The following is a 19,995-nucleotide window of genomic DNA, read 5'->3' on the forward strand; positions in this document are numbered from 1 at the left end:
CAAGGAATCCAAGACGCGCTTAACCACCGGCCACGTCGGAGCTTGAACTACAACTGCGCCAGTGAACTATTCATTGATTTAGATGATTAACTATACCAATTTATAAGAATAGGTCGATACTGTTGCACTTGATTTGACAATTTGGGTTTGAATTTTTTTGGTTAAAGCTTTAAAGTATCCTTGTTCTCAGTGAATTGATGTAAATGTTCCGTAATCAAATCAACTTCTTTTTTCAATGATTCGTACTGTTCTGATGTGAAATTAAGTTGCGTCAGACAGCTATTGACCCGTGCAAAAATTTCATCACGTTGCGCGATTGCTTTTTGCGTCAGGTAGATCAATACCCGGCGCTCATCGACTTTGTCACGGCGGCGTTCGACCCAATCATCTTTTTCAAGTCGTTTCAACAGTGGCGTCAATGTCCCACTATCTAAATTAAGATAATGGCCGAGATCGTTAACGGTCAACGTATCGTGTTCCCATAAGGTTAATAGCACAATGTATTGTGGATAGGTTAGATGAAAAGGTTCCAGCGCAGTCGCATAGTATTTGTTATATTGTTTTTGCGCTGTGTACAGTGAAAAGCAGAGCTGCTCTTCTAAGCGAATTGGCTTGGTCATAAATATGTCCCCCAAAATTGCCGGTCACAAAGCGCGATTTTGTGACAAAGTGACTAAAACTCATTTAATGTAGTATCCTAATACATTTTACACAATTATATTGCTTTAGTCAGTAGGTTTGCACAATTAAATCAAAAAAGGACCATCATTTAGGGATGGCCCTTATTAACTAATAAAATAAACAATCAATTTGGTCGCCGTTTAGCGGTCAGCGACATTTTTTTGGCTTCACATTTATAATCGCAAGCTGCGCATTTACCTTGTTTCGATCTGCGAACAACTTTGACGATTTGCCAAAATGCTAAACCAATGATGGCTGCGGTAATCAAAATATTAACGAATAAAGCCATAAAAATCCACTTCTTTCTAGAATATATTGCTTAGAGTTTAATTTAATGTAGGCCTAGTAATAAACCGCCTTGAAAAATAAGTAGTGAAACAACGTAGGCGACCACTAGGCTGCTGACGACAGAATACCAAGCCCATTTCCAACTGCCAGTTTCTGCCTTAATAACCGCAATCGTTGCAAAGCAGGGGATATATAGCAAGATAAAAGCCAAGAAACTATAAGCAGCTAATGGCGTAAACATATGCGCCAATGAAGCTACGAGCACTGTACGGCCTGAAGTGTGATACAACACCATTAATGAAGCGCCAATCGTTTCTTTGGCTAAGATCCCGGTTAACATCGCACTGATAGCTTGCCAAGAAGCTAAGCCGATCGGTGCGAAAACCGGTAAGAAAAATTGTCCGATCAAGGCGGTGAAGCTATGACCGATATCACTAGCGATACCAGTAGGACCGAAATAACTTAATAGCCAAATTAAAACTGTGCCACCAAAAATAACGGTACCTGCTTTATGGATGAACCCTTTTCCCTTGTCCCAAGTACCGTGCCAAATAATAGCTGGTTGCGGTAAGTGATATTCTGGTAGCTCGATCATGAAAACTGATTCAGATTCTGATCGGAATACTTTTTGATAGATTTTTGCCAGAACTAATGCGACTACGATGCCTAGGAAATATAGAGACAACACTACAATGGCCTGATTTTTGGCAAAAAAGGCGGCGACGAACAAACTATAGATCGGTAAGCGCGCTGAACAACTCATGTAAGGTGAGATCAAGGTAGTGATCAAGCGTTCTTTAGGCTGTTCAATAGTGCGCGCCGCCATGATACCAGGGACATTACAACCGAAGCCAATGATCAGCGGAATAAAAGCCTTGCCGTTTAAACCGACTTTAGACATTAGTTTGTCCATCACCAACGCCGCCCGAGCCATATAGCCAGAATCCTCAAGAATGGAGATGCAGGCGAAAAGTGTGAAGATCTGCGGCATGAAAACTAAGACGCCGCCCACACCAGCAATCAGGCCACTAACGATCAGTGAACGGAGAAATGGTAACGCGCCAATGGCAACCAGCCACTGATCAGCCGTAGTCGATAACGGACCACTGACAAAAGCGTCGAGTAAATCAGATAACGGCGTCCCGACCCAATCGAAGGTGAGTTTGAACATTAAGTAGAAAATACCAATAAAAATTGGTAAACCAAGCACCGGGTGTGTTGCAAAACGGTCAATTTTAGCGGTAATATCACGGACGCGGGGGCTAGTGCCAGCCTCACGCGCTGTTTTTAAGGTTGCTTCAATAAATGCTAAGCGCGCTTGATAGATCTTATCTTCAAAGTGCTGCGCTTGGTAGTATGGTGCTTGTTCCAATAGTGGCCGTAATTCCTGGGCTTGCGCAAATGTGACTACGGCATCATTCGCATTCATAAATTGAATTGCCAGCCATTTGGCATAATGGGGTTCAAAGTTGTAGTCTTGCGTTAAACGATTAACTGCTTGTTTAATTGCCTGTTGGACTGAACTTGGATAAGGTAATTCGAAATTAGTTGCCGGCAGACAGGGGTCTTCAGCTAATAATTCCTGTTTTAATTCCTGGGTGCCCTTATTACCGCGGGCGTTAGTCATAAGAACGGTACAGTCAAAAGCTTGCGCTAATATATGTTGGTTATAACTAATACCCATTTTGCGTAAGCTGTCGATCATATTCAGGGCAATGATCGTTGGTTTGCCATATTCTAATAGTTCGATCGATAACAAAAGATTACGCTTTAGCTGGGAAGCATTGGCCACATCAAGAATAATATCTTGATCCTCGGTCAGTAGGAAATTAGTAGCAACGGCTTCATCTTTAGTTAGTGGATTAAGCGAATAGATTCCTGGTAGATCAACAATTGCAAAGTTCGTGTTCTTGATCATGCCGACTTTTTTTTCAACGGTAACACCACTCCAATTGCCCATATAAGCGTAGGAATCAGTTAAACGATTAAAAAGGGTAGTCTTACCTGTGTTGGGATTGCCAAAAAGGGCGACAGTGGTCATAAAGTCACCTGCTCTCCCTGCAAACAGCGAACTAATTCACTACGCAGACCAACTTGTTGATGATCAAAAGCGATCACCACTGGCCCATTAAATGGATAACGGCGAATGATCGTCACTGTTTTACCATAAATTAGACCAAGATCCTTTAACCGATGTTGAGTTTTTGCATCAAGCAGCTGCAAATTGTTAATGTGAAAAGTCTCTGGCTGTTGATGTAATTGTGAAAACCACATGCTCATCACTCCCCCACACATATATTAATGATCAGCAAAATGCTGATCAACTATTTTTCTCGATAAATGTAAAAATAATACGTATAGCGCTTTCTATCTTAAAGATACGCTATTTAGGCTCGATTTGACAGTCCTAATTGAAAATGAAACTCATTTGTAACATTGTACATAGTCTAAATAAAGGGTCATCCAAAGAGCAAAATCCGCAATATCGGTTAATTCACAGTATTTTCAATGACGGCGCTTAATTGAACGTACAAAAAAGCTACGGCTGGATTGCCGTAGCTCGCTGTTTTAATTAATCATGGTTAAATAGCCGGGACCAGAAACTTTTCTTTGGAACAGTGATCGCCGAAGAACTGGCCATTGAAAGGCTAGAGGCCGAATTTGGCTTAGCTGCTTGACTAGTAGTGTTGCTGGTCGCCGATGCTGCGCTAGATACAACTGCTGCACTACTGGTAGCAGCTGCTTGGCTGGCGACATCCATGCTGGTGTTCCGAACCTCAATTGCTTTTACTAGGTGTTCGTAATTATGATTTGTTTCATCTAGTTGTTCTTTTAGCTGCTGTATTTGTGTAACTACTTGCGCATTCTGATCAGTTAGTTGTTTTAGCGTATAAAGGATCGGCGCCAAACTATCATCACTTACTTGCGGTGTGGCGCTGGTGGCAGCCGCGGTAGGTAAGGTTGCCGCGGTCGAATCTGCCGCTTCTGCTGACTTGATAATTTGTTGCTCAAAGACCTCGCTGATCGCGTCTTTTAAAGTTTTACTATGTTCTTTTTTTATCTGATTGACCTGCGCTAGATCTGTGATATTTTGTGCTGAATATAGCCGGCCATTATTTTGATCGCGTTGGAAGTAATCAGTACGCCCAGTTGTTTTCTCAACCAACCCAGAATAAGCGCGCAAAGTTTGCGGACTGATATCTAATGTATCAGCGGCTTGCCGTGGCGTTTGATATTCCTGACCCGAAACATTTTTCATTAAAAATCATCCTTTTTAATTAATTGCTAAGTTAAGCGCGCTTGAAATGGCGCTTGATTAATTATACCGCACTAATTACAGGTTGTCAGGGACTTTTTAGCTATTTCTGATGTCAGCGCGCTTAGCTTTGCCGCTGGCGGTGGAAACTGATGATGGTCATGATAATGACAAAACTAAATCCGCAAAAGACAGCAACCGCTTTACCCACGGAGATCAGCCCAGCAATTTCCAAGGCACAGTAGTAAGCAAAGTAGGCAACGACGTTCACGACTAGGCTAGCCAGACTATTCAGTTTGAAGGTCGTTAGAATTCCGATAACAATAAACCCGATCGTGCAGAGCAATGTTAAGATCATGGCGAGCACCTCTTCTCGATAATTAGCTCTAGCGTAACAGGATTAGTCAAAAAATTCCATAGGTAGCTAACTTCTGTTACAATATGGTAAGCGCTTAAACAGAAATTCATAATATAGTGAGGTCTTTTCGATGGCAGAAGTTTCCGGCATTGAGGGTTTGAGCAGGCGGCAAGAGAATATTTTAGAACTTGCGGCGCAACTAGTGAAACTACGTGAACAAAGAGGAATTTCCCGTGAAGATTTAGCCGACAAAACTAATATGACGCCAGCAATGATTGCACGAGTGGAGAATTTAGAATATTTACCGACATTAAAAACCTTATCTAAAATGGCGGCGGGACTTGATTTGAAGTTAGGTTGGATCGACAGTACAACTGGGCATCAGTCAATTGCTGACGTTGAGTTACCAACAACATGGAAAGATGAAAATTTAGCGATCGACCGAGTTGAATTGGCGCATGCTGAAGCTAATTTAGATCGGCTACAATTAAGTACCACTGATCAGCTACGAGTCAAGACGGCACCGGTCAAAGCGGATGTTGCCAATTTAGTATTGATTCAAGCTGATCGACAGCAAATTATTGCCAGCGCGATTCCGCTGCTACAAGCAGAGCTATTACAACGCCGGCTAGCCAGGCAGTACCATCTGAATATGAATTGAGCAAAATGTTTGCGGCCAATAATTTGGTTGGATACACTGTAGTTGTGATCTGAAAGTGAGTCATTCCGAATTTTACCGTTACAGTTGAGAGAATGGAGGAAGTCAGATGTTTTTAACAATTACAGATGCAGCACAACAGAAGTTGGCTAAATATCTAACCACTGATAAAAAAATTATCTTAGATCTTGATGATGGGGTGGGTGAATACTCTAAGGTGGGTTCCTGCGCTTTGAATCTGAGCTACCGCTTATTAGTGGTCGACCAAGATACTGATATCAGTGCTGACTATTCGGGAATACTTGATAGCACTGTTGGTTCATTGCATATTAAACCATATTCTACCCAATATTTAGATCAAGACATGCGCATGGACGTTAATCCACGGCTTAATACTTTAGGTCTCTTTAGCGAAAGTGAACAAATGGATCCTAACGTTAACATCGTCGATATTGCTAAAGAAATTAAGGCTTAGTTCAAAAATAGTTTTTAAAAATGGCTGCTTTAGGCGGCCATTTTTGCGTCTGCAGTTAAATTTTGTTGTAGCGGTTGGTGTGACTCGAATTTATGCTATGATTAAGTTTATGAAAGCGGATCAATTTTTTTGGAGGATGAGTAATGTATAAATTAATTGTATGTGACTTGGATGAAACACTGTTGGATCGTGAAGCCCACATTTCTAAAGAAAATGAGCAAGCAATCAAGGCTTTTGTGGCGCAAGGTGGCCATTTTGTGCCGAATACTGGGCGCAGTTTTTTATCGATTCAAGATGATCTGCAGCAATTAGGTTTAGCCAAACAATCAGATCAATTTGTGATTGCTTATAATGGTGGTGCTATTGTTGAAAATGCTGGGAACCAAGTGTTGGCAACTAATCCGTTAGATTTTGCGACTATTAAACAGATCTACGATATCGCACGGAGCGAACGGGTCAGTGGTCATATTTATACGTTGGAACATTTGTATGTTTGGCAGCCTAGCGCCAGTGAACAGCAATATTTAGATCAGCGCGGGGTTCAGTATGAGGCGGTGACTGATGATAGCTTAGCGTTTCTGCGTGACCAGCCGTTAATGAAAATCCTTTTGCAGGATGATGATCCCGCCAAGCGCCAGGCGTTGGCTGAATCAATTCCGCCACAAGTGGCAACGCCGCTGGCAACGACTTTTTCTTCCGGTCGGTATGTTGAATTCAATCATGTAGCGGCGGATAAAGGTAAGGCGACGCTACAGTTGGCAGCTAAATTAGGGATCACTACTGCAGAAATTATGGCGCTAGGGGACAATAGTAACGATTTAGCGATGATCAAAGCGGCTGGATTAGGCGTCAGTGTTCAAAACGGCACCGCAGAAGTTAAAGCAGCCGCCGACTACGTGACCACTGCGGATCATGCGCATAGCGGTGTGGCCGAAGCAATTGAAAAGTTTGCGCTGCATTAATTAATTAGTTATGCTGAAGCTGGATCAATTTAATTAGAAGGGATGTTATATGATGGGACAAACAATTCCGCAAGTGACTTTAAATAATGGGGTTAAAATGCCACAGTTTGGCTTAGGCGTGTTCAAGGTGGATAACGCCGCCGACATTAAAAATTCAATCAAGTGGGCATTAGCAGATGGCTATCGCTTAATTGATACGGCAATGATCTATCAAAATGAGCAGTGGGTCGGAGAAGCAATCAAGGAAAGTGGCGTACCACGGGAAGCGCTTTTTGTGACTTCGAAACTCTGGAATTCTGATCGAGGTTATGAAGGCACTAAAGCGGCCTTTGCTGCCAGCCTTGAACGCTTAGGCTTAGACTATTTGGATCTATACCTAATTCATTGGCCAGCCGATGGTTACCTAGAAGCTTGGCGAGCGATGACCGATTTATATCATGAAGGTAAGATTCGGGCAATCGGTGTTTCTAACTTTCAGCCGCACCATTTAGATGACTTAATGGCACATTCGGACGTAGTGCCAGTGGTCAACCAAATCGAGACCCACCCAATTTTCCAGCAAAAAGAGCTGCATCGTTATTTGACTAATCATCAGATCGCGCACGAAGCTTGGGGGCCATTAGGTCAGGGTAAAAGTGATATTTTAGTTGATCCAGTGTTGACTAAAATTGCGAAAAAATATGGTAAGTCCACAGCACAAATTGTATTGCGCTGGCATATTGACCGCGGCGTGATCATTATTCCTAAGTCAACACATGAACAACGATTAGCCGAAAATGTAAATATTTTCGATTTCTCATTGACTGATGAAGAAATGCAAGATATTGCTAAGTTAGATCAGAATAAACGTCTAAGCCGCGATCCAGACGATACCGCTTGGCTGAAGAAGACGCAAGAATAAATTTAATGGGCCACTGACATTTATTTGTCGGTGACCCATTTTTTAAATATCCAGATAACCTAATACCATTCCGAAAAGCAGGATCAGTAGCACAGCACTAGTAATGATGACGTAAAGTCGATCACGTTCTTTGGCGAAAGCGTAAATTGATACCGCCACGCGTAGAACTGGTGTCAGAATCAAGCAGAATAAGCCCAACATAATGATTGCGAATGGCTTTAGTTGTAAAAGGCCCTGAAAAATAGTATCGAAATGTGTGGGGAAATTTTGGCCACTATAACCGCTGTGACCAGTAAATAATAAGAGCAGCAAGCCGCAACCAATGATCGTCGCTGAAACCAATACACCGATTTGCAAAATCAAACCAATGATTTTTTCGACTTGCGCCATTTCAGCGCTAGTTTGTTTTTTATCTGGCTGCATTAGGCGATCACCCCAAATCCTTTAAGAATCATTTGACCGCCGATGTAAAGCAGTAGTGGAACAAATATAACGCGAATCCATTTAGCCGGGAGCCGTTGCATGATTCGTGTGCCTAATGTGGCACCGATCAAGACGCCCACGGCCAGCGGCGCAGCAATTTGCGGTAAAATAGCGCCGTTAAAAAAATAAACAGTTGCACTAGCCGCAGCCGTAACGCCCATCATCAAATTACTGGTTGCGCTAGATGGCTTTAGTGGCATTTTCATAACTGTATCCATGGCCATCACTTTAAATGGACCACTGCCAATGCCTAACATACCACTGGCTAAACCGGCGCCAAACATTACGCTAAGACCACCGGGAATATGTTCCACCTGATAATCGACTTGTTGTTGCGTATTTTTATCGTAGTAACTGCTATTGAGCCGTAATTTTTCCGCTAATGGATCAGGCTGCGTTTTATGCAAAATTTCACTGCCAGCGCGTAGTTTACGGTACATATTCCACGAAGAAAAAAGTAATAACCCGCCGAATAGCACATATAAAAAGTTAGGCTGCACGATACCGACTAACAGGGCGCCGACGATCGCACCAACCGTTGTCGCGATTTCCAGAAACATGGCTACCCGCAAATTTAATAAGTCATCTTTGATATAAGCGATAGTCGCGCCGGAACTGGTGGCGATCACGGAAATAACACTGGCGCCAATTGCGTATTTGATATCAAGACCGAAGCCTAAGGTTAGGATCGGCGTGACAATAATACCACCGCCAATACCGAGAATTGCGCCTAAGATACCAGCTAAGATACCGATACCTAGAATGATCAATATAGTTTGTAGCATATCAAAACCTCTTTTTTGAACTTTGATTAGTTGAGCAGCAACTATTGAGCGTCGTTTAAGACACTGACTAGTTTAACATATTAGACTAATGACGCGCTGCTTTCCTCATTTGATCAAGTTAATAGAATTTTGATCAGCGACATGGTAAACTGAGTCTGAAAATTGGTAACGTTATCGTTATTTTTTTGGTACAATATAAGAGGATTAATTCGGTCACTAATTTTTAATTCAGCGACCGTAACATCAGTGATCATTAGTGGGTTTGGCTAATAATTAACATTAATTGTGAAGTAGAGCCATGTTTCAACTAGGCGCTTTTCGCCGTGTTGAATGGTCATCGACCGTAACATCAGTGATTATTAGTGAGTTTGACTAATAATCAACATTAATTGTGAAGTAGAAAGGCAGTGGACCTGGATGTCAAAGCGAGTACGTAGATGGATCATAAATATTGTGATCGGTATATTGTTGATTGTTGGTTTAGTGCTGGTTTTTAATGAGCCGATCAAGAATTGGGTCATCCAAAATATGGCACAAAATCGGATCGAACAGTTGACGAAAGAGAAAGTTGCCGCCAATTCAAAAAAGAAAACGACCTTTAATTTTAATAAAGTTAAATCACTGGGTGTCAATGAAGTCGCCCACGCGGCTGTCAATCAGAACGGGGTTTTGACGATCGGTAAAGTAGCGATTCCTAGCGTGGGTATGCGTTTGCCCATCGTCAAGGGACTATCTAATGATGCTTTAGCTACCGGTGGCGCGACAATGAAGGTCGATCAAAAAATGGGGAAAGGCAACTATGCCTTAGCCGGTCATTATATGTTAAACAATGGGTCCAACCTTTTTTCACCACTGGACAATATTCAAATGGGTGCGGCGATCTATATTACGAATCTAACTAAAGTTTATCAATATAAGGTGACCTTGAAAAAAGTAGTCAATCCCTATGCAACGGAATTGATCGATGATGTACCCGGTAAAAAATTGATCACGTTGATCACTTGTGCGGATGGTGGGGTCAATCGACTTGCGGTACAAGGCAAGCTGGTTACTACAGCCAAAGCAACAAAAACGAATTTACAGCTATTTAGTAAATAATAAGGGCAGGTATTAACGTGAAAAAGGGAGTTTTACTGGTTAATTTAGGAACGCCGGAAACACCAACGACACCAGCTGTGCGTGCGTATTTAAGCCGGTTTTTAGCTGATAGCCGGGTGATTGATTTACCGCGTGCTGTCTGGTTACCGATTTTACACGGGATGATCTTACCGACGCGGCCGCACCGCTCTGCTGCTTTATACCGTAAAATTTGGACAAAGCAAGGTTCACCGTTATTATTGTACACACAGAAGCAAACGCAACAGTTGCAGGCTTTATTGCCAGACCAAGTTGTGCGTTACGCGATGTGTTATAGCGCGCCAACTGTGGTAACCGTGCTTAAAGAAATGCAAGCGTTGAAGGTGACGGATCTTACTGTGATCCCACTGTACCCGCAATATTCAAGCACGACTGTTGGTTCAGTCTTTGATCAGGTTGCCGCCTATTACATGCAGGCAGCCGCACAGCCGCAGTTGCATTTTGTGAGTTCTTTTTATCAGGAGCCGCGCTACATTCAAGCGCTAGCTAACCAGATCAAGCGGGCGCTGCGGCAGGCTAATTATGATCAAATCGTTTTTTCATATCATGGTATCCCACAAAAATACGCTGATAATGGTGATCCGTATCCGCAGCAATGTACAGCAACAACACAGCAGGTGATGGCATTGGTTGGGGAGGTGCCGTATATTCAATCATACCAATCCAAATTTGGTCCTAGTCAGTGGTTGCGACCGGCAACGGCGCAGGTGCTACAAACTTTACCGCAGCAAGGGGCGAAACGGGTATTGGTGATCACGCCAGGTTTCATCGCTGATTGTTTAGAGACCCTGCAGGAAATTGATCACGAAAACCGTGAGTATTTTAGGCAAAGTGGTGGTCGACTTTTTACCTACTTACATCCGTTTAATGGGAGTGCCACCTTTACTCAAGTATTGGTGGCATTAGCGCAGCGGTAACCATGACCAATTAGATATGATTGTGGTACACTTAAATTAGATATATGACGTTAATTAATGAAGGATGGTGCATTGACATGAGTGAATCGCGAGAATTAAGTGCGTTGGCTGAACAGATTATTCAGTATCAAAAACGTCACGATCAAACTGATAATGAACTAGCATTTAGTAGTCATGTTTCGGTAGAACATATTCACGCCATAAAAGCGATGGAGATGACACCACCGGAAGACGACGTTAAGCGAATTCAAGATTACATTAAGGGTAAATAAAAACGTAGAACTGAAGGAAATTTCCTTTGGTTCTACGTTTTTTAATTATTTATCGCTGACTTTTTTCGTCTGGTCGTGAGCAATTAATGCTGCCTTAAGGGCTTGCTGGATCAAATGTGCAGTGACATCGTTATTGATTTTCTTGTCAGTCCGTCCGGTGATCTGTTGCCGGAAATTTTCTTCAACTAAACGCATAATAAATTCCTCCAATCAATTAATGGTTGAAAATAAAAACGCCCCTTTAGCCTTAGCTGAAAGAAGCGCTGGAATTTCTACGTTGTGCTCCTTATCTAATCAGCTGATTGCTGCTGGAATTAGCACCTTGCTTTGCAGTAGGTTGCTGTGCTGTCGATGGGCCAGGTCCCTCAAGCACTCTGGATAAGACGTTCTTAATTTCACTGTTAGTGTAGCAAGTTTTGTTTTAAAATGCAAGCGCTAACTATTTCGCAGGAACTAAACAGATCAAGTGTAGCTTATTTTAAATAACAGTTAAATATGGAAATAAATGGGAGTGAATTTTTGCCAGTAGGTCAGAATAAAGTGCTGAAATGTTGGAGTGTGCCACCTTCCCAAATCACCATAGCGCCAATGCCAATGTAGATCAGCGCCATGATCCAATTCCCATAGCTGGCTAGGAAAATTTTGACAAAGCTAATGTGGGCAAATTTTTCACCTAGAGTAACCAGTAGGTAAATACAGATAATGAAAATTAACAGGGTGACGAGCAGTGCGACTAAGCGCAATGAAACAAAATAGGGTACGAATAGGCCGATATTATCAGCACCACAGGAAGCAATGGTCGTGATAGCAACGGTGGTAATTAAACTTTTATTGCGCCGTTGATCTAATTTTTCATTGACTGCCGCGGCTTCGTCTTCGTCGCTGATCAAATATTTTATAGCAAAAGCAATTGGGATCAAACCTAAAAAGCCTAATAGCCATTTTTGTGGGACATAATGAAGCACGAACGCAAAAAATAGACTAATACCGATGAGACTAAGTGAACCGATATACTGACCAATATAAATGCTACGCCGCGTATTACGGCCAGGATATTTTGAAAAAAGTAGCATTAAAATGACCAGTAGATCTAATGCAGTTGAGGCGTAGAGAATAATAGCGGTGAGAATTGTTTTTAGCATAAAGTGTGCCCCCTGTAATGCCTCTATTATAACGGGTTTTACAGCAAACTCATAATTGATCAGTCAACTTTTGGTGTTGACAAGCACAAATTATGATGATAATATCTAGCCAATGATTAAAAATAAATGAGAACGTTAAGACAAGAAGAGTAATTGCTGAGAAAGCCGACAGAGAGTTCCGGATAGTGTAAAGGAATGGCGCATCAGTGATGAAGATGAACTCCGAGCGTTTGTTAGCGAGCATCAGTTAGCCGACAACGGTTGTGCCCGATATAGCACCTCAGTCTGTTGCTTGTGCAACGTACTGGTAGAGTCTAGCACTGTGAAGTGTTGGAAAAATAAGGTGGTACCGCGAACGCAGAAGCGTCGTCCTTTGTTATACATTGGATGGCGCTTTTTTTGTATCGTTAATTATGAGAGGATGAGAGAATATGGTAAAAAGTAGTAATCAAGGTTATCCACGATTAGGTGAAAAACGGGAATGGAAATTCTTGTTGGAGCATTTATGGAGTCATAAGATCACTGAAGCTGAATTTACGGCGCAAACGAAGGCTTTACGCTTGGCCAATCTCAAGAAACAACAAACAGCAGGCATTGATCTAATTCCCGTTGCTGACTATTCAAATTACGATCATGTGTTGGATGCTGCGGCTGCTTTTGGCGCTGTCCCGCAACGTTTTGGTCAGTTCAACGAAAAATTAAGTCTCATCGATTATTATAGTGTTGCCCGCGGGACTAAGGACGCGGTGGCTGCAGAAATGACGAAATGGTTCAACACCAATTATCATTACATTGTGCCTGAACTTGATCACGTCCAGTTCAAATTATTGGATAACCGTTGGCTAACATATTACAACGAAGCAAAAGCTGAACTTGGAATCGATGGCAAGCCAGTTATTTTAGGCCCAGTTAGTTTCCTAAAATTAAGTAAAGTTAATGACGACTATGTGCGTGGGGAACTTTTATCCCAATTACTAGACGAATTATTGCCACTTTATGTACAAATCTTCCGTGAATTAGCAGCAGCTGGCGCTAAGTGGGTGCAACTTGACGAACCAACCCTAGTTACAACTGATAAAGCTGAGCTTGATTTGTATCGGCATGCTTTGGAAATTTTGCATGAAGTTGCCCCAGACGTTAATGTTCTCGTGCAAACGTATTTTGCTGCGGTGGATTATTATACTGAAATCGTTAATTTGCCAGCTGAAGGTTTGGGCCTTGATTTTGTTCATGACCATGGCGAAAATTTAAAAGCGTTACAGGAACATGGTTTCCCTGAAACTAAAGTCTTAGCGGCTGGTGTCATTGATGGTCGTAATATTTGGCGCAGTGATTTAACCGGGAAACAAGAATTGATCGACCAATTACGTGAGAACGTAGCGAGTGCGCAATTATGGTTGCAGCCCTCTAACTCGTTGTTACACGTCCCAATTACGACGGCTAATGAAAACAAACTTGACTCTGTGATCAAAAATGGCTTAGCCTTTGCGGACCAAAAATTGGCTGAAATCGTTACTTTGACTCATGCAGCTAATGGCGATGATGTCACAGCTGAGCTACAGGCAAGCCAAACCGCGTTGGACCAATTAAATCACTCAGAACATCGTAATAATCCAGCTGTGGCTCAAGCGGTCAAAGAAATATTAGCAGCGCCAACTGAACGCCGATCAGCTTATCCAGAGCGAGTTAAGGCGCAACAAGTTTTGAACTTACCACTGTTACCAACGACGACAATTGGTAGTTTTCCTCAGTCAGCCGAAGTTCGTGCTCAGCGTAAAGCTTGGCGTAAAGGCGACTTATCTACGACTGACTATCAAGCTTTCTTGGATCAAGAAGCCAAGCGTTGGCTCAAAATTCAAGAAGATCTGGATATTGATGTGTTGGTCCATGGTGAATTTGAACGAACTGATATGGTTGAATATTTTGGTCAGAAATTAAAAGGTTTCACCACGACGCAAAATGGTTGGGTCCAAAGCTACGGTTCCCGTGGCGTTAAGCCGCCAGTTGTTTTCGGTGATGTGCAATGGACTGAACCAATCACTGTCCGCGATACAGTTTTTGCTCAAGAGCAAACCAGCAAGTTAGTCAAAGGGATGTTAACTTCTGCCGTTACGATCATTAACTGGAGCTTTGTTCGTGATGATTTAGCTAAAAATATTGTCGCTGATCAAATTGGCTTGGCCCTACGCCATGAAGTTCAAGCACTGGAAGCCGCTGGTATCAAAATTATTCAAGTTGATGAACCAGCGTTGCGTGAAGGGTTACCATTGAAGCCACGCTATCGTGCCGATTATTTAGCCAATGCTGTTAAGGCTTTTAAGATCACGACGACTGGCGTCAAAGATGAAACCCAGATCCATACGCATATGTGCTATTCCGACTTCGAGGATATTTTGCCAGCTATTAGCGCATTGGATGCTGACGTTATTTCGATCGAATCTTCGCGCTCACATGGTGAGAGTATTAAGGCCTTTGAACAAACTAAGTACGACAAGCAAATTGGTCTGGGTGTTTATGATATTCATAGTCCACGCGTACCATCGGTTGAAGAAATCGAACAAAATATTGATCGGGCGTTGCAAGTTATTGATATTCACCAATTTTGGATCAATCCAGATTGTGGTTTGAAAACACGTAAAGAACCAGAAACGATTGCTGCTTTGCGTAACATGGTGCAAGCACGTAATAATGTACGCGCTAAATTAGGCGTGACTGAATAGGAAAGTGTCGTTGGGCGCAATGAGTTGTCTTTTACAACACGTGTCCATTTGGTAAGCATTATTTTACGGAACCAGTTAAGAAAGGGGGACCAAGGATGAGTTTCAAGGAAGCATTACAGCAGCAAGTATTAATTGCCGATGGCGCAATGGGGACGCTACTTTATAGTCAATATGGTGTGGATTCAGCGTTTGAAGGTTTGAATTTAACTCATGGTGGCGATATTCTCAAAATTCATCAAGCATATATTGCCGCCGGCGCGGATGTGATCCAAACTAATACTTATGCTGCCAATCGAATCAAACTTAATCGTTACGGCTTAGCGGACAAGACTAAGGCTATCAACGAGGCAGCAGTCAGCTTGGCGCATACAGCGCAAATCGCTGCCGAACATACTGTTTATGTTTTAGGCACGATTGGCGGGATCGCCGGAGTTACCGATACGGAGATCGAACCCTTAACGGCGGAAGAAATCGATGCTGGCGTACAAGAACAGGCAGAATACTTACTGAACACCCAAGCAATCGATGGTATTTTACTGGAAACTTATTACGATATCGACGAATTGAAACGCGCATTGAAAATCGTCCGCAAGCTGACTGATCTGCCGATAGTGGCCAATGTGACTATGTACGAGCCTGGTGTGCTGCAAGATGGCACACCACTTAATACAGCGTTACAAGCGTTAGTGACACTAGGGGCAGACGTGGTCGGCGCTAATTGTCGTTTAGGTCCGTACAACATGCGGCGTGCTTTTGAGAGTGTTGCGCTACCGGAAAATGCTGCTTTGGCGATCTATCCTAACGCTGGGTTACCCGACGTTCAGGATGGTAAAACTGTTTATGATAGTCCTGCGGAATACTTTGAGAACTACAGTGATACTTTCCGACAGCAGGGTGCGCATTTGATCGGTGGCTGTTGTGGCACGACGCCAGCACATATTAAAGGTCTAGTTGCAGGATTGCAGTCGCGACAACCGGTAACCACTAAAAAAGTGGCGCCACAAGCGACAGTTGCGGCACCAACCGCAGCTGATCCACAGCAACATGATTTTTTGCAACGCGTGCAGCATGAAAAAGTTGCATTGGTTGAACTTGATCCACCCAAGACTTTTGCCACTACCAAATTTTTCCGTGGCGCACAGGAATTAAGTCAAGCAGGGGTCGGTGCGATCACCTTGTCTGATGGGCCACTAGCCAATCCGACGATCAGTAATGTAGCGTTGGCGGCACAACTAAAATACCAGTACGGCATCACGCCGCTAGTGCACTTGACGACCCGCGATCATAATTTAATTGGTTTACAGTCAGAAATTATGGGTCTGCACACACTAGGTATTTCTAATATTCTGGTGATCACCGGTGATCCAGCTAAGGTCGGCGATTTACCCGGCGCGACTTCAGTCTATGATCTACATTCAGTTGAATTAATGCAAATGATCAAAAAGTTCAACGACGGCATTTCACCGACTGGCCGTAATTTACAAGAAAAAACTAACTTTGCGGTTGGCGGCGCCTTTAACCCGAATGTTCGCAACGTTGAGCGTGCATGTAAAATGATCACCCGCAAAACAGACTATGGTGCTGATTTTATTATCACGCAGCCGATTTTTGATGTTGAAAAAATCCACGCTTTACGCTTAGCGCTGGATGAACAAGAAATCACCACGCCAATTTTTGTCGGTGTTATGCCGCTACTTTCCTTCCGTAATGCTAACTTTCTGCATCATGAAGTCCCGGGAATTCGTTTAGCAGATGATACGCTAGCACGAATGCAGCAAGCGGAAGTGGATGGTAATGAACGCGAAGTGGGCTTGCAAATTGCTAAAGAAACGATTGACGCGATCTGCGCTGATTTTAACGGCGTTCACATCAACACACCATTACGGCATCACGAAATTTCGTTGGAATTATTGAATTACGTGCAGGCAAAGAATACGGTAACGGTATGAAAAAAGGGATTAAGCCGAAAAGCTTAATCCCTTTTTAATAGCTGTTCAATGGTATCTAGCACGCCAAAATGATTATTGTCCAGCCGGGTCACGAAAGCAGCTTGTTGCTGAATGGCAGGTGCAGCATTTAGCATAGCATAGCCGTATTTTGCCCGACCTAACATTTCTAGATCATTATAATTATCACCAAAAGCGGCCACTTCAGCCGGTGATAGCTGCCAGTGATCTTCTAACTGTTGTAAACCAACGCCTTTGTTAATGCCGGCAGGGATGACATCGAGGCTGCCGAAACCGCTGGCGGTGGCATGAAAGGCACCAGGAAATTTAGCATTAAGGTAATCAGCTTTTTGCTTGATGTCTTCATGTTTCCACGCCACATTAACTTTATAAATATGATCAGTGACTTGCGCGATATCGGCAACGGTTTGTAGATTGCTGATGTAGTAACGTAGTTCAGCATCATTTACGTCAGGGTCAGTTCGATTCATGTAGCTACTTTGTTGGCCAGATAGGCGAATCGAATCGGGTTTTAGCGCGGGATCGTCATTTAAGGTGCGCAATAATTGTTGAACAGTTTGCTGTGGCAATTGTGTTTCAGCAACGATTGTTTGTTGGTCCATGATCAATGCGCCGTTTTCGGCCATAAATGTTTTGATCGGCGATCTAGTCGCAAAAATATCAGTTAAATGGCCATAATGATTACCACTGGCAATGGCAAAGTGAATCCCGCGGCGCTGCATTTCCTGCAGCCATTCATTGAAACGGTCAATGGCGTATTCATGCTGATCATTAAGAAAAGTACCATCAATATCAGTTGCAATTAGTTTTATCGTCAATATGGTTGACCTCCGTAATGATTAAGTTAGCTTCATTGTACCGTAAAAAGCGTAGTCGGTGTCAATGAAAACGACAACTAATACTTAGGCCTAAACTTATTTTATACAGCTCAACCAATGAATTTTACGCGGATTTAATCATTATTTTTCATGTGCGCAATTTTCTTTAATTCTTGATAAAAGTTTTCATGTGCACCTACAAGAATAATAATCACAATTGTGGCATCATCAATAATATAGGCAATTCGATAAGCCGTACGGGCGTATTTAAAGCCCAGCGAACGGAAACCAGCAAGATCGCCACTGGTAGCCTCGCCAATTGTTGGGTTTACTGCAATATCAGTATAGATTTTATCGATAAATAATTCTTTTAAATGACGATCTTTTATTTTCTTAAGGTATTTGATCACCCGCGGTTGAGGCTGAATTTCATAAGCCAATTTCTTTTGCAAACTCCTCTCGCGTCATGGTTGGATTATTAGTTTGCACCATTGTTGATTTGAGAGCCAGATTAATAGCCGTCTTACGCTTTTTAAATTCTGTTAATAGTTCATTACCGCTATAGTCAGCATTGATCAGATCCTGCAGAATATCATTACTGAAGTCAAAGAAGTCTGTTTCGTCTGTGTCAGTAAAACGATAAAAGATTCCTTTATCAGTCAACTCAGGTTCCATCTGTTTGCCCTCAGGTATTTGGAATTCCTTAGGCACTGTTAATGTGAGTGAATTGCCTTGTTTTCTAGTTTTAGTTAGCATAATCAGCCTCCTGTAATTATTGTGTAATTACATTATAGCCGATTTTTTTAGTTTGTACAATGTAATTACTTAACGATATATGCTGGCAACAAACTAAAGTTTAGCTAATTTTTCAATCAGCGAAATATTAATAGGCGATCAGCTAGAAAATAAAATAATAGTCAAATAGACATTGATCATCATTACGATCAGTGTAGTTCGTTCCGTTTATCCGCCAGCGCTGATAGTCGTTGGTTAAAGAGCACACCGAATAGGATTAGTAATAAGCCTGTGGCAATTAAAATATATTTAATGGCAACCTGATCGGATAAGGGGCCGTAGAATAACATGGCGATCGGATAGATCCCAGTTGAGAGAATTTGTAAAATTGAAAACACGCGGCCCATTTTATTAGTGGGCACATTTTCTTGAATCAGGATATTCGCGGAGACTTGAATAATTGGCATGCAAATGCCGGAAGTAAACATGAATAACAGATAGACCCAAAAAGGTTCTGGAAGGCCCATGACGGCAAAACTGATCCCTGAGCCAATGAAGCCAACCGTGATCAAACGAATCTTATTCGGTAGCTTTTTATGAGTGGTGATGTACAAGCTACCTAGTAGCGCCCCCATTGTCCAAAGCAGTTCATTTAGCGTTAGCCGCCAGACGCCGGAGCCAAAAGTACGCTTCACAAACAGTGTTGATAGCTGCGAAGATGGTGCAATCAGGATGAAGGCGCCCATGGTGAACAACATAAAGTTACGTAGATATTGATGCGAGAAAGTGTATTTAAGGCCAGTCCAAATACCTGGTAAAACGGCGCTGTGCCTGTCTGCTTTTTGCGTGGTGGGGCTAACGTGAACTAGCAGCATTAAAATAATACCGGTGATCGCCGTGAATAGATCGACCACAAAAATAAATATGATTCCCAGTTTACCTAAAATAAGACCACTTAGAATTGGTGAAATTAACAGTAACGCCGAACTGATAAATTGATTTAAACCATTGATGCGGGTGAGCTCGATTTGTGGTGTTACTTCTGGCAATAAGGCATTTCCGGCCGGTGTTTGCACCCCAGAACCCAGTGAACGAATGGCTGCAATTAACAGCAATAACCACAAGCTACGGACTTCGAAAAAATAAAGTAACGCCGTGCCAAAAGTAAATGCAGTAACGAAAGAGCTAGAAAGAATGATCAATTTTTTCCGGCTATATTGATCAGCCCATACGCCGGCCCAAAGTGAAATCAGAATTTGTGGCAGTGTCGTGGCCATGGTTGCCAGCATCATCCAAGTTCCGGAAGAGGTTTGCAGGGCGATATACCATAAAATAGCGAAGTAAACCGACGAAGAACCAAATAAAAAGAAATTTTGTGCAGCTAGGAAGTAACCGACATTACGTTGCCAAGCTGGTGGTATTACAGTCAAATTAATCATC

General features: G+C 42.5%; 23 protein-coding genes and 1 riboswitch. Of the genes, 9 read left to right on the forward strand and 14 right to left on the reverse strand.

Going from position 1 to position 19,995, the window contains the following annotated elements; all coding sequences use genetic code 11:
• Positions 1 to 161: 161 nt before the first annotated feature.
• From EKM76_RS05955 to EKM76_RS05980, 6 genes are all read right to left on the reverse strand, one after another.
• On the reverse strand, positions 162 to 620 hold the full coding sequence (locus EKM76_RS05955) for a MarR family winged helix-turn-helix transcriptional regulator (RefSeq protein ID WP_125549774.1): 459 nt from the start codon (positions 618 to 620) through the stop codon (positions 162 to 164).
• Positions 621 to 805: 185 nt separating this feature from the next.
• Positions 806 to 970 (reverse strand): FeoB-associated Cys-rich membrane protein, encoded by a 165-nt coding sequence (locus tag EKM76_RS05960; RefSeq protein ID WP_125549775.1) that lies wholly within the window; start codon positions 968 to 970, stop codon positions 806 to 808.
• Between the two features lie 42 nt (positions 971 to 1,012).
• Positions 1,013 to 3,010, reverse strand: coding sequence for a ferrous iron transport protein B (feoB, locus tag EKM76_RS05965; protein ID WP_125549776.1), 1,998 nt, complete (start codon positions 3,008 to 3,010; stop codon positions 1,013 to 1,015).
• Entirely contained in the window at positions 3,007 to 3,243 is a 237-nt protein-coding gene (locus tag EKM76_RS05970) for a FeoA family protein (protein WP_125549777.1), read from the reverse strand. Before EKM76_RS05970 ends, feoB begins: the two co-directional genes overlap by 4 nt.
• 298 nt (positions 3,244 to 3,541) lie before the next feature.
• The gene (locus tag EKM76_RS05975; protein ID WP_125549778.1) at positions 3,542 to 4,228 is read right to left on the reverse strand and encodes a hypothetical protein; all 687 of its coding nucleotides are present in this window, start codon (positions 4,226 to 4,228) and stop codon (positions 3,542 to 3,544) included.
• Between the two features lie 121 nt (positions 4,229 to 4,349).
• Positions 4,350 to 4,583: a hypothetical protein gene (locus EKM76_RS05980; protein WP_125549779.1), complete on the reverse strand. Its 234-nt coding sequence runs from the start codon at positions 4,581 to 4,583 to the stop codon at positions 4,350 to 4,352.
• A gap of 130 nt (positions 4,584 to 4,713) precedes the next feature.
• Here EKM76_RS05980 and EKM76_RS05985 point away from each other — a divergent pair, with 130 nt between their 5' ends.
• The 4 genes from EKM76_RS05985 (at position 4,714) to EKM76_RS06000 (ending at position 7,579) form a co-directional block, all read left to right on the forward strand.
• Positions 4,714 to 5,244 (forward strand): helix-turn-helix domain-containing protein, encoded by a 531-nt coding sequence (locus EKM76_RS05985; protein WP_125549780.1) that lies wholly within the window; start codon positions 4,714 to 4,716, stop codon positions 5,242 to 5,244.
• Between the two features lie 106 nt (positions 5,245 to 5,350).
• Complete coding sequence (locus EKM76_RS05990) at positions 5,351 to 5,716, forward strand: iron-sulfur cluster biosynthesis family protein (protein WP_125549781.1); 366 nt, start codon at positions 5,351 to 5,353, stop codon at positions 5,714 to 5,716.
• Between the two features lie 143 nt (positions 5,717 to 5,859).
• Positions 5,860 to 6,678, forward strand: a complete 819-nt coding sequence (locus EKM76_RS05995; protein ID WP_125549782.1) for a Cof-type HAD-IIB family hydrolase — start codon at positions 5,860 to 5,862, stop codon at positions 6,676 to 6,678.
• Positions 6,679 to 6,730: 52 nt separating this feature from the next.
• Positions 6,731 to 7,579, forward strand: a complete 849-nt coding sequence (locus EKM76_RS06000) for an aldo/keto reductase (RefSeq protein ID WP_125549783.1) — start codon at positions 6,731 to 6,733, stop codon at positions 7,577 to 7,579.
• 42 nt (positions 7,580 to 7,621) lie between these two features.
• On the opposite strand, the gene EKM76_RS06005 is transcribed toward EKM76_RS06000, so the two are convergent.
• Together EKM76_RS06005 and EKM76_RS06010 are read right to left on the reverse strand one after the other, a co-directional pair.
• On the reverse strand, positions 7,622 to 8,002 hold the full coding sequence (locus tag EKM76_RS06005; RefSeq protein WP_125549784.1) for a DUF1634 domain-containing protein: 381 nt from the start codon (positions 8,000 to 8,002) through the stop codon (positions 7,622 to 7,624).
• On the reverse strand, positions 8,002 to 8,847 hold the full coding sequence (locus EKM76_RS06010; RefSeq protein ID WP_125549785.1) for a sulfite exporter TauE/SafE family protein: 846 nt from the start codon (positions 8,845 to 8,847) through the stop codon (positions 8,002 to 8,004). The genes EKM76_RS06005 and EKM76_RS06010 overlap by 1 nt, the downstream gene beginning before the upstream one ends.
• Before the next feature lie 417 nt (positions 8,848 to 9,264).
• Here EKM76_RS06010 and EKM76_RS06015 point away from each other — a divergent pair, with 417 nt between their 5' ends.
• The 3 genes from EKM76_RS06015 to EKM76_RS06025 all read left to right on the forward strand — a co-directional run bounded on the left by EKM76_RS06015 (position 9,265) and on the right by EKM76_RS06025 (position 11,173).
• On the forward strand, positions 9,265 to 9,945 hold the full coding sequence (locus EKM76_RS06015; RefSeq protein WP_125549786.1) for a class A sortase: 681 nt from the start codon (positions 9,265 to 9,267) through the stop codon (positions 9,943 to 9,945).
• A 17-nt stretch (positions 9,946 to 9,962) separates the two neighbouring features.
• Entirely contained in the window at positions 9,963 to 10,901 is a 939-nt protein-coding gene (gene hemH, locus EKM76_RS06020) for a ferrochelatase (RefSeq protein WP_125549787.1), read from the forward strand.
• A 77-nt stretch (positions 10,902 to 10,978) separates the two neighbouring features.
• The gene (locus tag EKM76_RS06025) at positions 10,979 to 11,173 is read left to right on the forward strand and encodes an LBP_cg2779 family protein (RefSeq protein WP_125549788.1); all 195 of its coding nucleotides are present in this window, start codon (positions 10,979 to 10,981) and stop codon (positions 11,171 to 11,173) included.
• Between the two features lie 45 nt (positions 11,174 to 11,218).
• Here the strand turns inward: EKM76_RS06025 and EKM76_RS13435 are convergent, their stop codons facing one another.
• On the reverse strand, positions 11,219 to 11,368 hold the full coding sequence (locus tag EKM76_RS13435) for a hypothetical protein (protein WP_164507607.1): 150 nt from the start codon (positions 11,366 to 11,368) through the stop codon (positions 11,219 to 11,221).
• Between the two features lie 88 nt (positions 11,369 to 11,456).
• A riboswitch (SAM riboswitch) is annotated at positions 11,457 to 11,558 on the reverse strand.
• Positions 11,559 to 11,703: 145 nt separating this feature from the next.
• Positions 11,704 to 12,315 carry a cadmium resistance transporter gene (locus tag EKM76_RS06030; protein ID WP_125549789.1) on the reverse strand — a complete coding sequence of 204 codons (612 nt, stop codon included), beginning with the start codon at positions 12,313 to 12,315 and terminating at the stop codon, positions 11,704 to 11,706.
• Positions 12,316 to 12,746: 431 nt separating this feature from the next.
• On the opposite strand from EKM76_RS06030, the gene metE reads away from it, so the two are divergent.
• Together metE and EKM76_RS06040 are read left to right on the forward strand one after the other, a co-directional pair.
• On the forward strand, positions 12,747 to 15,035 hold the full coding sequence (gene metE / locus EKM76_RS06035; protein WP_125549790.1) for a 5-methyltetrahydropteroyltriglutamate--homocysteine S-methyltransferase: 2,289 nt from the start codon (positions 12,747 to 12,749) through the stop codon (positions 15,033 to 15,035).
• Between the two features lie 95 nt (positions 15,036 to 15,130).
• Positions 15,131 to 16,984: a bifunctional homocysteine S-methyltransferase/methylenetetrahydrofolate reductase gene (locus EKM76_RS06040; protein ID WP_125549791.1), complete on the forward strand. Its 1,854-nt coding sequence runs from the start codon at positions 15,131 to 15,133 to the stop codon at positions 16,982 to 16,984.
• A gap of 23 nt (positions 16,985 to 17,007) precedes the next feature.
• On the opposite strand, the gene EKM76_RS06045 is transcribed toward EKM76_RS06040, so the two are convergent.
• The 4 genes from EKM76_RS06045 to EKM76_RS06060 form a co-directional block, all read right to left on the reverse strand.
• Positions 17,008 to 17,820 carry a Cof-type HAD-IIB family hydrolase gene (locus EKM76_RS06045; RefSeq protein WP_125549792.1) on the reverse strand — a complete coding sequence of 271 codons (813 nt, stop codon included), beginning with the start codon at positions 17,818 to 17,820 and terminating at the stop codon, positions 17,008 to 17,010.
• Positions 17,821 to 17,954: 134 nt separating this feature from the next.
• Complete coding sequence (locus tag EKM76_RS06050; protein ID WP_125549793.1) at positions 17,955 to 18,260, reverse strand: type II toxin-antitoxin system RelE/ParE family toxin; 306 nt, start codon at positions 18,258 to 18,260, stop codon at positions 17,955 to 17,957.
• Positions 18,250 to 18,576, reverse strand: a complete 327-nt coding sequence (locus tag EKM76_RS06055; protein WP_125549794.1) for an AbrB/MazE/SpoVT family DNA-binding domain-containing protein — start codon at positions 18,574 to 18,576, stop codon at positions 18,250 to 18,252. The genes EKM76_RS06050 and EKM76_RS06055 overlap by 11 nt, the downstream gene beginning before the upstream one ends.
• Positions 18,577 to 18,764: 188 nt before the next feature.
• Complete coding sequence (locus EKM76_RS06060; RefSeq protein WP_125549795.1) at positions 18,765 to 19,994, reverse strand: MFS transporter; 1,230 nt, start codon at positions 19,992 to 19,994, stop codon at positions 18,765 to 18,767.
• Position 19,995: the final 1 nt, after the last annotated feature.

It is taken from the genome of Loigolactobacillus zhaoyuanensis, assembly GCF_003946385.1.
Taxonomy (GTDB): domain Bacteria; phylum Bacillota; class Bacilli; order Lactobacillales; family Lactobacillaceae; genus Loigolactobacillus; species Loigolactobacillus zhaoyuanensis.

Coding starts and splice junctions, on each gene's coding strand:
- EKM76_RS05955 (WP_125549774.1), bottom strand. CDS start 620: ATGACCAAGCCAATTCGCTTAGAAGAGCAGCTCTGCTTTTCACTGTAC.
- EKM76_RS05960 (WP_125549775.1), bottom strand. CDS start 970: ATGGCTTTATTCGTTAATATTTTGATTACCGCAGCCATCATTGGTTTA.
- feoB (WP_125549776.1), bottom strand. CDS start 3,010: ATGACCACTGTCGCCCTTTTTGGCAATCCCAACACAGGTAAGACTACC.
- EKM76_RS05970 (WP_125549777.1), bottom strand. CDS start 3,243: ATGTGGTTTTCACAATTACATCAACAGCCAGAGACTTTTCACATTAAC.
- EKM76_RS05975 (WP_125549778.1), bottom strand. CDS start 4,228: ATGAAAAATGTTTCGGGTCAGGAATATCAAACGCCACGGCAAGCCGCT.
- EKM76_RS05980 (WP_125549779.1), bottom strand. CDS start 4,583: ATGATCTTAACATTGCTCTGCACGATCGGGTTTATTGTTATCGGAATT.
- EKM76_RS05985 (WP_125549780.1), top strand. CDS start 4,714: ATGGCAGAAGTTTCCGGCATTGAGGGTTTGAGCAGGCGGCAAGAGAAT.
- EKM76_RS05990 (WP_125549781.1), top strand. CDS start 5,351: ATGTTTTTAACAATTACAGATGCAGCACAACAGAAGTTGGCTAAATAT.
- EKM76_RS05995 (WP_125549782.1), top strand. CDS start 5,860: ATGTATAAATTAATTGTATGTGACTTGGATGAAACACTGTTGGATCGT.
- EKM76_RS06000 (WP_125549783.1), top strand. CDS start 6,731: ATGGGACAAACAATTCCGCAAGTGACTTTAAATAATGGGGTTAAAATG.
- EKM76_RS06005 (WP_125549784.1), bottom strand. CDS start 8,002: ATGCAGCCAGATAAAAAACAAACTAGCGCTGAAATGGCGCAAGTCGAA.
- EKM76_RS06010 (WP_125549785.1), bottom strand. CDS start 8,847: ATGCTACAAACTATATTGATCATTCTAGGTATCGGTATCTTAGCTGGT.
- EKM76_RS06015 (WP_125549786.1), top strand. CDS start 9,265: ATGTCAAAGCGAGTACGTAGATGGATCATAAATATTGTGATCGGTATA.
- EKM76_RS06025 (WP_125549788.1), top strand. CDS start 10,979: ATGAGTGAATCGCGAGAATTAAGTGCGTTGGCTGAACAGATTATTCAG.
- EKM76_RS13435 (WP_164507607.1), bottom strand. CDS start 11,368: ATGCGTTTAGTTGAAGAAAATTTCCGGCAACAGATCACCGGACGGACT.
- EKM76_RS06030 (WP_125549789.1), bottom strand. CDS start 12,315: ATGCTAAAAACAATTCTCACCGCTATTATTCTCTACGCCTCAACTGCA.
- metE (WP_125549790.1), top strand. CDS start 12,747: ATGGTAAAAAGTAGTAATCAAGGTTATCCACGATTAGGTGAAAAACGG.
- EKM76_RS06040 (WP_125549791.1), top strand. CDS start 15,131: ATGAGTTTCAAGGAAGCATTACAGCAGCAAGTATTAATTGCCGATGGC.
- EKM76_RS06055 (WP_125549794.1), bottom strand. CDS start 18,576: ATGCTAACTAAAACTAGAAAACAAGGCAATTCACTCACATTAACAGTG.
- EKM76_RS06060 (WP_125549795.1), bottom strand. CDS start 19,994: ATGATTAATTTGACTGTAATACCACCAGCTTGGCAACGTAATGTCGGT.